Annotated in this window: 9 protein-coding genes; 8 read left to right on the forward strand and 1 reads right to left on the reverse strand. The window is 67.1% G+C overall.

Going from position 1 to position 14,107, the window contains the following annotated elements; all coding sequences use genetic code 11:
- Positions 1-61: 61 nt before the first annotated feature.
- From C2U58_RS05895 to C2U58_RS05910, 5 genes are all read left to right on the forward strand, one after another.
- On the forward strand, positions 62-1,135 hold the full coding sequence (locus tag C2U58_RS05895; protein ID WP_102944959.1) for a hypothetical protein: 1,074 nt from the start codon (positions 62-64) through the stop codon (positions 1,133-1,135).
- 345 nt (positions 1,136-1,480) lie between these two features.
- The gene (locus C2U58_RS05900) at positions 1,481-2,164 is read left to right on the forward strand and encodes a hypothetical protein (protein WP_102944960.1); all 684 of its coding nucleotides are present in this window, start codon (positions 1,481-1,483) and stop codon (positions 2,162-2,164) included.
- A 101-nt stretch (positions 2,165-2,265) separates the two neighbouring features.
- Entirely contained in the window at positions 2,266-2,556 is a 291-nt protein-coding gene (locus C2U58_RS05905; RefSeq protein ID WP_102944961.1) for a hypothetical protein, read from the forward strand.
- Between the two features lie 498 nt (positions 2,557-3,054).
- Entirely contained in the window at positions 3,055-3,357 is a 303-nt protein-coding gene (locus C2U58_RS20215; RefSeq protein WP_253256653.1) for a hypothetical protein, read from the forward strand.
- A gap of 6 nt (positions 3,358-3,363) precedes the next feature.
- A complete protein-coding gene (locus C2U58_RS05910; RefSeq protein ID WP_253256654.1) occupies positions 3,364-11,553 on the forward strand; it encodes an autotransporter-associated beta strand repeat-containing protein in 8,190 nt (2,729 codons plus the stop codon).
- Between the two features lie 137 nt (positions 11,554-11,690).
- Here the strand turns inward: C2U58_RS05910 and C2U58_RS05915 are convergent, their stop codons facing one another.
- On the reverse strand, positions 11,691-12,221 hold the full coding sequence (locus tag C2U58_RS05915) for a hypothetical protein (protein ID WP_102944962.1): 531 nt from the start codon (positions 12,219-12,221) through the stop codon (positions 11,691-11,693).
- Between the two features lie 115 nt (positions 12,222-12,336).
- Here C2U58_RS05915 and C2U58_RS05920 point away from each other — a divergent pair, with 115 nt between their 5' ends.
- From C2U58_RS05920 to C2U58_RS05930, 3 genes are all read left to right on the forward strand, one after another.
- Positions 12,337-12,627 carry a putative quinol monooxygenase gene (locus C2U58_RS05920; RefSeq protein ID WP_102944963.1) on the forward strand — a complete coding sequence of 97 codons (291 nt, stop codon included), beginning with the start codon at positions 12,337-12,339 and terminating at the stop codon, positions 12,625-12,627.
- A gap of 114 nt (positions 12,628-12,741) precedes the next feature.
- Positions 12,742-13,353, forward strand: coding sequence for a hypothetical protein (locus C2U58_RS05925; protein WP_146033417.1), 612 nt, complete (start codon positions 12,742-12,744; stop codon positions 13,351-13,353).
- Between the two features lie 403 nt (positions 13,354-13,756).
- On the forward strand, positions 13,757-14,071 hold the full coding sequence (locus C2U58_RS05930) for a hypothetical protein (protein ID WP_102944965.1): 315 nt from the start codon (positions 13,757-13,759) through the stop codon (positions 14,069-14,071).
- The last annotated feature ends 36 nt before the right edge of the window (positions 14,072-14,107 follow it).

Here is a 14,107-nt window from a genome sequence, read left to right on the forward strand (position 1 = left end):
CATCGCGCAGCCTCCGGTTTACAGCTGCAGTCGCAGTTCAAGACCGGAGAAGCACGACCCGATGAACACCCGAATGGAATACCCCGAACGTGGCGCGGTGGCGCCCGATGTCGCGATCATCAATGAAACCGTGGTACCCAGCGCGCCTGAAAGCGCGGTGTCGTGGGGTGCCATTTTCGCGGGCGCTGCCGCGGCGGCGGCTCTCTCGCTGATTCTTCTTATTCTCGGTGTTGGCCTGGGCCTGTCCTCGGTGTCGCCGTGGTCGTTCGAGGGCGTCACCAAGGAAACCTTTGGCTGGGGCAGCATCGCGTGGCTGACCTTCACCGCGCTGGCCGCGTCCGGCCTGGGCGGCTACCTGGCCGGTCGCCTGCGCACCAAGTGGACCCGCCTGCATGGCGATGAAACCTACTTCCGCGACACCGCGCATGGCTTCGTTTCCTGGGCCGTCGCCACGCTGCTGACCGCCGGCCTGCTGACCTCGGCCATCGGCGGCGTGCTCGGCGCCGGTGCGAAGGTCGCCGGTGCCACTGCTGGTGCTGCCGCGTCCACCGCCGGCGTAGCAGCGGCGGGCGCAGGTTCCGCAGCCGCGATGGATTCGCGGGAAGGCGACCTGGGCTACTGGGTGGACTCGCTGTTCCGCCGTGCCCCGGGTCCGGACGCCGGCCCTGGCGCTGCGCCGATGGGTCCGGTCGATCCGGCCGCGCCGCCCGTGCCGCCGGCCGCTGTGGCCGGTCCGACCGTCGCCGGTGCCCCCGCGCCGCGCATGGCGCCGCCGCCGCGTCCGTTGCCGGGCGCTGGTCCGGGCGACCGCCGTGAAGTGCGTGCCGAAGTGAACCGCATCATCGTCACCAGCCTGCAGTCGCAGGGCCTGAGTCCGGCCGACCAGCAATACCTCGGCCAGCTGATCGCCCGTGAAACCGGCATGAGCCAGGCCGAAGCCGAAGCACGCGTGGCCGACATCCAGACCCGAATGCGCGCCGCGCTGGAAGAGGCGAAGAACACCGCCAAGCAGGCGGCCGACGAGGCTCGCAAGGCTACCGCCTATGCCGCGCTGTGGCTGTTCATCACCCTGCTGATCGGCGCCTTCGTCGCCAGCCTCACTGCCACCTGGGGCGGCCGTCGCCGCGACCTGTAACGAGAACGAGTAGAGGAGAACCAAAATGAAGATGTTGCTGCTGTGGGCACTGGGCGTGCCGATTCCGCTGCTGATCCTGTGGGCGATCTTTACCTGATTGGCCCGCCATTGAATGCGACAGGCCATCCTTTGGGTGGCCTGTTGCGTTTCTGGCGCCGGAGGGATCTCGTGGGACACGCATGGCGTGTCGCTACGCAGCACACTCGCAACGCGTGTCCCCATGAACCCCTCCGCGTAGAGACACGCCATGCGTGTCCCACGTACACCATGCTGCAAGGCAGCGGGCCCTGCGCCCCCATCACCGGTATCGTCACGTTCCATATCACCCACCGGAATGGAAGCAGCATGCAGTTGATCGGCAGCACGGCCCTCGCACTCCTCGGCACCCTGGCCCTCAACGCGTATGCAACCGACGCCCCGGGGCCCAAGCGACCCAGCGTTGAACAGCTTCAAAAGCTCATCGTCGACAAATCCCCGCAGACGCACGTCGAAAAGCCTGACAACGACCGCATCACCGCGCGCCGCATCGACATCGTCGACGAGAAGGGCACCATCCGGATGACCCTGTCCGGGCAGACCCCGGCGCCGATCATCGACGGCATCCAGTACAAGCGCGCCTTCAACGTCGCCGGCATGGTCCTCTATGACGACAAGGGCAGCGAGCGCGGCGGCTTCGGCACCGCCGACGTCAACGGCGGCATGGCCGTGCTGGCACTGGACCACCCGGCAATGGACGCGATCGGCTGGCGTGTATCGCCCGACGGCGAAGTCCGGTTCTCGATCAACCAGGCACCGCCCCTGATCCGCGAACCCAGGCTCGACAACCGCCTCATTCCCGGGGTGGCTACGCCCACCCGCATTGAAATGCTGGTAGGCGCCGACGGCACCCCGGCCATCGCCTTGAATGACAAGTCCGACCGTCCACGCTTGCGCCTGACCGTCACCCAGGAAGGTTACGGCACCATCGAATTCCTCGACGCCCAAGGCAAGGTCATCCACACCCTGGCCCCCGAAGCCGACCTGCGTTGACCCTTGGCGTAGTGCCGGCCGCCGGCCGGCTCCACCCACGCTTGACCGAAACGCGCCGGCACCGAAAGATAGCGCCACAACGCCCATCTCAAGGATCGACCATGGCCGGCATCATCGGAGACCTTCTCGAAGGCATCGTCGACTTCGTAACCGACGTGTGGCTGCTGCGCCGCCAGCGCAGCACACGAGGCCGTCCGGAAAACGCCTGGCGGGATGACGCCGCGGACATGCTCGTGCTCGATGCATGGGCAATAGGCCTCGGCATCGCCGCATTCGCGGTTGCCGCGCTCATGTTCTTCCTGCTCAAGCTGCCGCTATGGCTCTGCATGGCACCCATCGTCGCCGTAGGCATCTACGTTGGGTATCGCTGGTTTGCCTTGGCGCGCGCCTGAAACGCCAGACGGCACGGTCTGCATGGAATGCACGTAGGAAGATATGCATTCAATGCGGGTGCAAGGTGATGTAATCAGGCGCGTATCGCACGCAGCTGTGAAAGCTATCGTGATTTCATTTCACTGATTGCGTTTAGAAACCGAAACGTCGGTAATCGGATAAAGGGTGACGCACTACTCGCTTTTCATGGCGACGTCCAACGTGCCGTTCACCGCTTCGCACCCAGGATAAATCGCACGAGACACGCACATCCGCAGCAGCGGACGCATGCGGCGAGCGCAACGGACGACGTTTCCAACACTGCTCATACCTCGCGACGGCGGCACGGCCCGCTGATTCCCTATTGAAGTCCCCCAGGCACGACTGTGCCTGTCGTTCATTGGAGAAATGCGATGCAACAGGTACGAGTGAAGCGCGGCGTCCAGGTGGTTCCTTCCCGTTCTCCGCGGCTTCGGCGCCATCCACTGGGCGTCAGCGTACTGACTGTGCTGCTCGCAATGTCAGCGGTCACCGCAATACCAACCGCCAAGGCCGCGTGTACGACAAACGGGTCGATCGTCACCTGCACGGGTGCCGCCAATCCGCTGGCTCCGTCCTATGCATCCTCGGCGAGCAATCTCACCGTCAACGTGCAAAGCGGTGCCAGCATCGGCGTTCTGCTCGGCATCGGCGGCACCGCGCTGCAGCTCACCGGCGACAACGTAACGCTCAACAATGCCGGCAACATCGATCCTTCGTTGCTGGGCCTGATCTCGCTGCTGAGCAGCGGCACCGTGGTGGGCAACAGCACCGCCACCTAGGTGACCGTGAACAACCTGGCCGCCGGCCGCATGTACGGCACTGGCGCGCTCGCCAATGTAAGCCTGCTTGATTTCACCGGCCTGGCGCTGCGCGCCACGACCGCCAGCAACGGTACGGTCAACATCAACAACGCCGGCATCATGGGCGGCCAGCCGCTGATCGGGGTCAACCTGCTGGGGTCGGACATTCCGGTGGTGGCGGTCAGCGGCGGCGGCCGCGTGAACATGGTCAACAGCGGCAACATCGACGGGCGGATCGCTTTCCAGTCCTCGGCAGCAGGCAACACCTTCGTCAACAGCGGCAACATCAACGGCAGCGTGTCGCTGGGTGCCAACAGCACCAACACCTTTACCGCCGTCACCGGCTCCACCTTCACCGGCAGCGGTGGCGCGCTGGAGCTGCTGGGGCCGGGCGGGCTGCTGTATTTCGCGCCCACCGGCGTGGTCGACGGCGGCCGCGGCGGCAACAACACACTGGCCCTGCAGAATCCCGGCAACGCGGGTGCCAGCGGCACAGGCGTGCTGGAAAGTGACCGCTACATCAACTTCAACACCCTGCGGGTGGGCAGCGGCAGCTGGACCCTGACCGGCACCCGGACATTCGCTGTCGGGCAGCTCAATGGCGGCGCGCTGCTCACCGGCAACGCGGGTCTGTTCGTCGGGCAGATCGTCGGCAACGGCGGTGCGCTTGAAGCCACCACGTCCGGCCTGAGCTTCGCGCCCAGCGACGGGATCCGGCTCGACGCGGGCGGACTTGCCGTGCAGGGCGCAAACAGCCTGACCTTCGCGGGCCCTGTGGGCGGCACCGGCGCGTTGACCAAGAACGGCACCGGAGTGCTCACCCTGGCCGGCGCCAATACCTACGCCGGTGGCACCACGCTCAACGCCGGCACGATTGCACTGGGCAACAGCACCGCGCTCAGCACCGGTGCGGTAACGGTCAACGGCGGCAGCCTGTCCAATGCGGGCGCCCTGACCTTTGCCAATGCGTTCACCCTCAATGCTGGTTTGACCCTGCCGGGCACGGGTGCACTCACATTGACCGGACCGCTCAGCGGCGCCGGTGGGCTGGTCAAGACCGGCGCAGCGGATCTCACCCTGACCGGCGCCAACGCCTACACCGGCGGCACTACGATCAGTGCAGGACGGCTGGTACTGGGGAACAACGCGGCAATGGGCAGCGGTGCGTTGAACGCAAGCGGAGGCCAGCTCGACAGCACCGCTGCGCTGAGCCTCGGCAACGCGATCAACCTTACCGGTCCGCTCGGCGTCGGTGCCAGCGGCAATTCGCTGGCCCTGGCAGGCACCATCGCCGGGACCGGCAGCCTCACCAAGCTCGGCACCGGCACGCTGGCCCTCACCGGCAACAACACCTACAGCGGCGGCACCACGGTCAACGGGGGCGCCGTGCAGGTGGGGGGCAATACGGCATTGGGCAGCGGCGCACTGACCGTGGCCGGCGCCTCGGTGCTGGACGCTACGCAGGCGGTCTCGCTGGGCAATGCAGTACAGCTCAATGCCGCGCTGAATCTTCCGGGCAGCCAGAACCTCGTGCTGGGTGGCCCGATCAACGGCACTGGCGCGCTGGTCAAGACCGGTGCGGCCGCCCTCACGTTGGGCGGCAACAATGGATACAGCGGCGGCACCACGCTGGGTGCAGGCAGCCTGCTGCTCGGCAGCAACAGTGCACTGGGAAGTGGCGCACTGCTGGTCAGCGGTGCGGCGGCGCTGGACGCCACCCAGGCCGTTGCCGTCGGCAACGCCGTGCAACTCAATGCCTCGCTCAACGTACTCGGCAACCAGGATCTTGCGCTGGGCGGCGTGATCGATGGTGCCGGCGGGCTGGTCAAGGACGGCGCGGCCACGCTCGCGCTCAACGCCGCCAACACCTATGCAGGCGGCACTGCGCTCAACGCGGGCACCCTGCAGCTTGGCAACAACGGCGCGCTCGGTACCGGCGCTCTGAACGTACAGGGCGCCTCGCGGCTGGCGACTGGGACCGCACTGAGCGTCGGCAACGCGATCGCGTTGGGCGCTGCGCTGACCATCGACAACGCCGACAGCCTGGCGCTGGGCGGGGTGATCAGCGGAGCGGGCGACCTGGTCAAGACCGGCGCAGGCGAACTGCAGTTGCAGGCCGACAACACCTTCAACGGCAATCTCGACATCCAGGTGGGCCAGGTTGTGGCTACCACGCCCGGTGGGCTGGGACAGCCGCAGAGCGTCATCATCGCGGGCGGGGCAGGGCTTACCCTCGCCGGTGGTGGCAGCCTGGCCGCCGTGAGCGGCGGCGGTACGCTCGGCATCGGGGCCGGCGCCAACCTGCAGGTCGGCGGCAACGACGCCAGCAGCGTGTTTGGCGGCCAGCTCACCGGCGCAGGCAACCTGGAGAAGATCGGCAGCGGCGTGTTCCAGTTGGCCGGCACCGGCAGTCTGGGCGGCAGCACCACGGTGACCGCTGGGGTGTTCGACGTCGCCGGGAGCCTGGCAACCACGGCGCTCAACGTGGCCAATGGGGCCACGCTGCGCGGTGCCGGCAGCATCACCGCGCCGGTCACGATCGCCGACGGCGGTCGCCTCGGCCTGACCAGCGGCAGTACGCTCAGCACAGGCGATCTATCGCTTTCCGGCGGCTCGATCATCGACGCCGGACTCGGCGTGCCCGGTGACGGCCTGCTTACAGTGAACGGCAATCTCACCCTCGACGGCACGCTCAATATCAGCGACGTCGGCGGCTTCGGCAGTGGCGTGTACCGGCTCATCGACTACACCGGCGCCCTGACCAACAACGGGCTGCTCTACGGCACCCTGCCGGCGGGCGTCACGCTGCCGCAGCTCGCACTGCAGACCGCAATTGGGCAGCAGATCAATCTGGTGGTCTCTGCGCCCGGTGAGGTCGTGCAGTTCTGGGACGGTACGCAGACAGTGGCCAATGGCCTGGTCGAAGGCGGCACCGGCACCTGGGGCAGCGACACCAACTGGACCGGCGCTGATGGGCTGGTCAATGCCGGCTGGGCCAACGACTTTGCCGTATTCGGCGGTGTTTCGGCGGGCGTGGTCACGGTGGAAGGCACGCAGGCTACCCGCGGCCTCCAGTTCGCCATCGACGGCTACCAAGTGGTAGCGGGCGCGAACGGCCAGCTGCAGCTCGACGGTGCACCCACCCCCGTGCGCGTAGGCGCGGCTGCGACCGCAGTGCTCGACGTGCCGCTGGTCGGCAGCGGTGCGCTGCAGAAGCTGGAATCCGGCACGCTGGTACTCAACGGCGCCAACACATATGCCGGTGGCACCCAACTCAATGGCGGCACCCTGATCCTGGGCAATGGCCAGGCCATCGGCGCCGGCCAGCTGTCAGCCGTCGACGGCACCACGCTCGATGCCAGCACCGCGCTGGCGCTGGGCAACACCGTGGATCTGGCCGGCGCGCTGTCGATTGCCGGCAGCAATGACCTCATTCTTTCCGGCGCCGTCGGCGGCGCTGGCAGCCTGGTCAAGAACGGCGCGGCCACGCTGACCCTGGGTTCGCCGAACAGCTATGCCGGCGGCACCCAGCTCAACGACGGCACCGTGCGCGTTGACGCCTCCGATGCGCTGGGTTCCGGCGCGCTGATCGTGGCCAACGGCACGCTCGACAGCGGGAACGCCGTGGCGCTGGGCAACGCCGTGACCTTGAACGGCGGGCTGACCGTCGCCGGAAGCAACGACCTCACCTTGTCCGGCCCGATCGACGGCGGCGGTGGGCTGGTCAAGAACGGCGCCGCCACGCTGGCGCTCACCGGCGCCAACAGCTACGGAGGCGGCACCACCCTCAACGCCGGTACCTTGGCGGTCGGCAGCGACACTGCTTTGGGAGGTGGCACGCTCAGCGTTTCAGGTGCTTCCACGCTGGCCGACGTGGGCGCCGTCAATCTCACCAACGCGATCGACCTTGGCGCTGCCCTCGCGGTAAGCACCGCAGACGACCTTCTGCTCAGCGGCATCCTCAGTGGCGACGCGGGCCTGGGCAAGCTGGGCAGCGGCACGCTGACCCTGTCCGGCGCGAACACCCTCGGCGGCGCCTTCGACGTGCAGGCCGGCCGCCTGCAGTTGGCCGACGCCGCCGCGCTGGGCAATGTGGCGCAGGCCAACGTGGCCAGCGATGCCACGCTGGGACTCAACGGTGGCGCGCTGGATGTCATCAGCGGCAGCGGTGCGGTGGACCTTGGTGCAGGCAGCACCCTGCAGCTCGGTCGCAACGATTCCGGTGGCAGCTTCGATGGCGCGCTGGGCGGCGCCGGCAGTCTCGAAAAGATCGGTACTGGCACGCTGGCGCTCGGCGGCAACAGCGCCATCGGCGGCGCCACCCAGGTCAGTGGCGGCACGCTGCAGGTGGATGGCACGCTGGCGTCGGCGGGCGTCACGGTCGGCAGCGGGGCCACGTTGTCCGGCGCCGGCAGCGTCGCTGCACCGGTCACCGTCGGCGCGGGCGGTCGCCTGGGCCTGCGCAGCGGCCAGACCCTCACCACCGGCAGCCTCGCGGTAGACGCGGGCTCGAACCTCGACGCGGCGCTCGGCGTACCCAGCGATACCCGCGTGCTCGCCGTGAACGGCGACCTCGCACTCGACGGAACGCTCAACGTCACGGATCTGGGTGGCTTCGGCGATGGCGTGTACCGCCTGATCGACTACACCGGCGCGCTGACCAACAACGGCCTGTCGCTGGGCTCGCTCCCGGTCGCCGTGCTGCCGGGCCAGTTGCTGGTGCAGACCGCCGTGGGCCAGCAGGTCAACCTGGTGGTGTCGGCGAGCGGCAGCACTGTGCAGTTCTGGGATGGCACCGAAGTGGATGGCGACGGTGTCATCCAGGGCGGCGCCGGTACTTGGGACGACGGCACGCATTGGACCGACCAGGCCGGCGCGGACAATGCGGCCTGGAACCAGGGCTTCGCGGTGTTCGGTGGCGAAGCCGGTGGCGTTGTTGACGTGGTCGGCACCCAGGCCATCACCGGCCTGCAGTTCACCCGTGACGACTACAACCTGGTCGCAGGGGCAGACGGCCAACTCCAGCTCAATGCGCTCCCCACGGCCGTGCGCGTCGATCCCGGCGTGACCGCCACGCTGAGCCTGCCGCTGGTGGGCAGTGGCAGCCTCGACAAGCGTGACTCGGGCACCCTCATCCTCGACGGCATCAACAGCTACAGCGGCGGCACCGTGCTGTCCGGTGGCACGCTGGTGCTCGGCAACGATCAGGCGATTGGCAGCGGCGTCCTGTCTGCAGCCGATGGCACCACGCTCGACACGGGCGAGGCCATGACGCTGGCCAACGCTGTTGCCCTGAACGGCGCACTCACCGTGGCCGGGAGCAACGACCTCACCCTGTCCGGTGTGGTCAGCGGCAACGGTGGGCTGGTCAAGCAGGGCGACACCACGCTCAGCCTGGACGGCGCCAACACCTACAGCGGCGGCACCGCACTGCAGGCCGGCACGCTGCTGCTGGGCAACGCGCAGGCGCTGGGCACCGGTACGCTCAGTGCCGCCGACGGCACCGCGCTGGATACCACTGCTGCCGCGCAGCTCGCCAACAACATCGCGCTCGACGGCACGCTCAACCTGGTCGGCAGCAATGACCTGACCCTGGCCGGCAACATCGCAGGCAGCGGTGGGCTGGTCAAGGACGGCGATACCACGCTGACCTTGACCGGAACGAACAGCTACGGCGGCGGCACCACGGTCAACGCCGGCACCCTGGTAGGCACCAGCGCCAGCCTGCAAGGTGGCATCGCAAATGAGAGCGCGGTGGTCTTCGACCAGGCCGGCGACGGCACCTTCAACGGCAGCATCAGTGGCAGCGGCACCCTGACCAAACAGGGCGGTGGCGCATTGCGGCTGGCGGGCGCCAACAGCTACAGCGGCGGCACCACCGTAGAGGCTGGCACGCTGATCGGCGACACCGACAGCCTGCAGGGCGACATCACCGACAACGCCACACTGGTGTTCGACCAGGGCAGCGACGGGACCTATGCCGGCGTCATCAGTGGCAATGGCTCGCTGGTCAAGCAGGGCGGCGGCACGCTGGCCCTCACCGGCGCCAACAGCTACAGCGGTGGCACCACCATCAACGCCGGTACGCTGCTCGGCGATACCACCAGCCTGCAGGGCGACATCGTCGACAACGCCAACCTGGTGTTCGAGCAGGGCGACGGTGACACCTTCGCCGGCAGCATCAGCGGCAGCGGCACGCTGACCAAGCAGGGCTTCGGCGTGCTGCGCCTGGCCGGCATCAACAGCTACAGCGGTGGCACCACCATCAGCGCCGGTACGCTGGTCGGCGACACCACCAGCCTGCAGGGCAACATCGTCGACAACGCCAGCCTGGTCTTCGACCAGGGCGACGACGGCACCTTCAGCGGCGCGATCTCCGGCACCGGTGCGCTCACGAAGGAGGGCGAAGGCGCGCTCACCCTGGCCGGCAGCAACAGCTACAGCGGCGGCACCACGGTGGACGCCGGCACGCTGATCGGCAACACCAGCAGTCTGCAGGGCGACATCGCCAACAACGCAGCGCTCGTGTTCGACCAGGCCGCCAACGGCACCTATGCCGGTACGCTCTCGGGCGACGGCAGCCTGGACAAGACCGGCGCCGGCACGCTGCTGCTCAGCGGCAACAGTGCCGGCTTCACCGGCACCACTACGGTCAGCGCGGGCGCGCTGGGCGTGGGCACCCCCGCCACGCCCGGCGCGACGTTGGGCGGTCCGGTGGTGGTGGACAATGGCGGCACGCTGTTCGGCAACGGCAGCATCGGCTCGCTTGACCTGTCCGGCACGCTGCTCAGTGGCGGCGACGAAGGCTCGCTTACCGTGGTCGGCGATGCCGCAGTGCACGGCGGCTCCACCTGGCAGATCACGCCCACCAGCGGTGGCACCGTGGTTCCGGTCAGCATCGGCGGCACGCTGCAGATCGACCCGGGCGCTACGCTGCAGCTGGACCACAGCGACCGGTTGCCGGTCGGCTCGCCGATCAGCATTGCCAATGCGGGCGGCGGCGTTACCGGCAACTTCAGCCAGGTCACCGACGACTTCGCGTTCCTCGACCCCTCGGTCAGCGCCGGCGGCGGTGGTTTGTCGCTGACCCTGGAGCGCGACGGCACCACCATCCCGTCGCAGGGCGAAACCCCAAACCAGGTCTCGGTAGGTGGCGCCATCGAAACCCTGCCGGTGACCAGCCCGGTCTTCAATGCGGTGATCCTGCTGCCGGATTCGCCGGCGGCGGTGACCCAGGCGCTGAGTGCGCTGTCGGGTGAGAGCCATGCCAACACGGCGGTGTCGCTGCTGGACAACCGCTTCCTCTCCGACGGCGTCGGCCAGCGCCTGCGTGGGCAGGCCTTCACCAGCGAAGTGGGCGCCAACACCGCATGGTTCAGTGCCCGTGCGCTGCCGCGCCGGATCGACGCGAGCGGCGGCATGCCGGGCCTGCGCACCCGCGATGAAGGCGTCATGGCCGGTATCGACCGCCGCTTCGGCGAGAACGTGGTTGCGGGTATCTCGGTGGGTCGCCAGGACATGGAAAGCTGGTCGCGCGAGTATGACGACACGGCTGACATCGACGCCAATCACGTCGGGCTGTATGCACAGGCCGATTGGGGCCGCTTCAGCCTGACCGGTGGTGTGGATTACGCGGACTTCGACATCGAGAGCCGCCGCCAGGTCACCATCGGCAGCACGATCGATGAGCGACTCAACGCCGACTACGACGCCCAGGCCATCAGCGGGTACGTGGAAGCGGCCTGGACCTTCGAAGCCGGTTCGGCCCGCTACACCCCGTACCTCAACGTCACCCACACCCGTCTCAAGACCGACGGCTTCACCGAACAGGGCGGCGTTGCTGCGCTTTCCGCGGACAGTCAGCGCGACGACTACACCAGCGCCACGCTGGGCGTGCGTGCGGCCTGGGACCTGGGCCACCGTGCCCGGCTTGAGGCTGGCCTGGGCTGGCAGCACGCCTTCGGCGACACGGACCTCAGCCGCACCATGCGCATGGCGGCCGGAAGCGGCTTCGAGGTGCGCAGCGTCGCACTGGCCGAGAATGCCGCAGTGGGCGAGTTCGGCATAAGCCTGCAGACCTCGCAGGCCAGCCGCCTCTCGATGATGCTGCAGGGCGCCAGTGGTGACGGCGAAACCGCGTACGGCGCGCAGTTGACCTGGGGGTGGAGTTTCTAAGCCAGCGCGTCCCGGTGGAAAACAAAGGCCCCGCAATGCGGGGCCTTTGCGTTTGCTTTTGCCTTTGACTTTGCCGGTAGTGCCGGCCGTTGGCCGGCTCCTGGCGATGCCGGCGACCCGTCACTTTTTCTGCCCCTTCAACGCCCCGCCGGCCGCCGCCCCGCAAACAGACAAGCCCCCAAAGACATGAAAAACACCGCCCCCAACATCACAACCGCCACGCCTTCCTCCGCCTTCATCCCATCCTTGACCACGAGGTGCATATCCCAGGCCATGAACGCGCCCGCCGCAACAGCCAGCAACGCAAGCACACGCGGAAACCAGATCGAGACCCGCCCGATCGGGTTAAACCAGATCCTGCTGGAAAGCAGGAACAGCGCGATGCACAGCAGTGGAAACGCAACCAGTGCGTAGGTCGAGAACACAAGGCATATCAAGGACATCAGCATCAACGCCGGCACCAGCAGGGCCAAGGGCGCGAAACGCCGCAGTCCCGAGGCGCTGGCGCTCGCCCGGCGGGCCAGGATGAAGGCGGCAAAGAACATGACACCGGCCAGGAACGGCGCGGCGAGGAACAGCGAGAAAAAGCCCCTGAAGTCGGAGGCGGCAGCCGGTGCGGCGAAGGTGGCCAGCGCCAGGCCAAGTACCAACCTGTTGATTCGATCCATGAAGGTGACGCATCCAGTTCAGGAAGACGAAGTGTGAAGATACCAGAGCAGGACGTGCGCACCCATCCGGACTTCGAGCACAATGGACCCCAATCCAACTGCGCAGGCGGCTCCCATGTACGGACTGATTGGCAAAATGCTCACGGAACCCGGCCAGCGCGATGTGGTAATCGACATCCTGCTGCGGGGAACAGAGGCGATGCCGGGTTGCCGCAGCTACATAGTCGCGCGCGATCCGTCGAACGAGAATGCGATCTGGATCACAGAGGCATGGGACAGCGCAGAGCAGCACCGCGCTTCCCTGGCGCTGCCTTCGGTACAGCGGGCGATCGCCGAGGCGCGGCCGCACATCACGGGATTTGGCGAGCGTTTCGAGACCGAGCCGGTCGGGGGTCATGGGATATAGGGTGGTGCGGTAAGTTTTCTGATCACCGCCCAGTAGTTGTACGGGGGCGCCGGGGTAGGGCAGCTGATGCAATGACGGTTCATCGGCCATCCGGCCGTCGTCCTGGAGTCCTCCATGCGCGTCGCTATGTTGTCTTCATCCGTCATCCTCATTACTGCTGCCTTGGCCGCTGGCGCAGCCCACGCAGCGCCTCCGGCGGCGGCCCCGACCGCCCGTACCATGCCCGCCCCGGTCAATGCCGCATCTGCCGGGGTCACCCTGCAGGGCCAGATCACGGCGCTGAACACCCAGACCCGTGCTGTGACGGTGACCGGCACCGACGGCGGCGCCTTGGAGTTCGTGGCTGGGCCCGAGGTACGCAACTTCAACCAGCTCAAGGTGGGCGACAAGGTCACCCTGGACTACAACGCCGCGATCGCGCTGGCGCTTGAGCCTGCTGGCAGCGCGCCGGTTGGCGTGACCAAGTCCCAGGCCAAGACCGTGCCGGTCCGGGGCCAAAAGCCGGGCGGCGCGCGCTCCAACACCATCGAAATCGTGACAGAGGTGACAGCGGTGAATCCAACCAGGAATACCATCGCGCTCAGGGGCCCGAGCGGCAACACGCAGCTCATCGCGGTGGAACGGCCCGACCTGCGCGCCAAGCTGCCCAGCGTGAAGCGCGGCGATCTGGTTAAAATCTCCTACACCGAGGCGGTGGCGCTGGCCATTCGGCGTGATAGCCCCTGACGCAACCGCGCAATCAGCGCTAATCGCGTCATGCAGTTCCACGGGCCCGGCCACTACTTGAGGTCGGGCCCGCTCCATTTCTGTGACCGCTTTCCATCGGAAATGCGCCTCACCGCACGCAATTCTAAAGATATGACGCGAATGGCCACGCGCATTGATGGTGTCAATTGGAGTTTGAAGTTCAGTAGAGAGAATCTTCTTTCGTTATGCTGATGCCCGCGACATGGTGGCACCTCGGAGCGTAAGAACTCCTGACGTGATGCAACACGATGAACTCCTATGTTGGGAGGGTGGCGAAATACAACACCCTCGGGGAAATACGTCGCGCCGGTCACGTCACGGTTCTTAACCTCCCGACTCCCTCGCCATTCCGGCGAGGGATGCTTCCCAATGGAGGTTCACCATGTCCAATCATTCGCCCAGCACGTCAACCACCGTTACCGCCCAGCAGAAGCTCTGGTGGCGCAAGCCCAAGAGCGTGATGACCAACGCGCTGCATCACGACAGCCTTGAAACGTTCCCCGGTTGCCCGCCGATTCCCTGCGTGAAACTTCGCGGCCTTTGGATTGACGCCTTGGGCATCAAGCCGGGCACCCGCCTTTATGTGGAAACGAAGCCCGGGGTTATTGTGCTTGCGACCCAGGCGACGGATGTCGAGTTGCCCACGATGGTGGTTCGAAAGGGTGCTCGTGGCCAGATGGTGCTCGTCGGCCAGTAATGCACAGCATGACCACTGGAGGGGTAGCGCCGGCCT

Origin of the sequence: Stenotrophomonas sp. VV52, from assembly GCF_002893095.1 — a bacterium.
Taxonomy (GTDB): domain Bacteria; phylum Pseudomonadota; class Gammaproteobacteria; order Xanthomonadales; family Xanthomonadaceae; genus Stenotrophomonas; species Stenotrophomonas aracearum.

What these genes read in the sequence shown, in the direction of transcription:
- C2U58_RS05895 (WP_102944959.1), top strand. Translation starts at nt 62, where the DNA reads ATGAACACCCGAATGGAATACCCCGAACGTGGCGCGGTGGCGCCCGAT.
- C2U58_RS05900 (WP_102944960.1), top strand. Translation starts at nt 1,481, where the DNA reads ATGCAGTTGATCGGCAGCACGGCCCTCGCACTCCTCGGCACCCTGGCC.
- C2U58_RS05905 (WP_102944961.1), top strand. Translation starts at nt 2,266, where the DNA reads ATGGCCGGCATCATCGGAGACCTTCTCGAAGGCATCGTCGACTTCGTA.
- C2U58_RS20215 (WP_253256653.1), top strand. Translation starts at nt 3,055, where the DNA reads ATGTCAGCGGTCACCGCAATACCAACCGCCAAGGCCGCGTGTACGACA.
- C2U58_RS05915 (WP_102944962.1), bottom strand. Translation starts at nt 12,221, where the DNA reads ATGGATCGAATCAACAGGTTGGTACTTGGCCTGGCGCTGGCCACCTTC.
- C2U58_RS05920 (WP_102944963.1), top strand. Translation starts at nt 12,337, where the DNA reads ATGTACGGACTGATTGGCAAAATGCTCACGGAACCCGGCCAGCGCGAT.
- C2U58_RS05925 (WP_146033417.1), top strand. Translation starts at nt 12,742, where the DNA reads ATGCGCGTCGCTATGTTGTCTTCATCCGTCATCCTCATTACTGCTGCC.
- C2U58_RS05930 (WP_102944965.1), top strand. Translation starts at nt 13,757, where the DNA reads ATGTCCAATCATTCGCCCAGCACGTCAACCACCGTTACCGCCCAGCAG.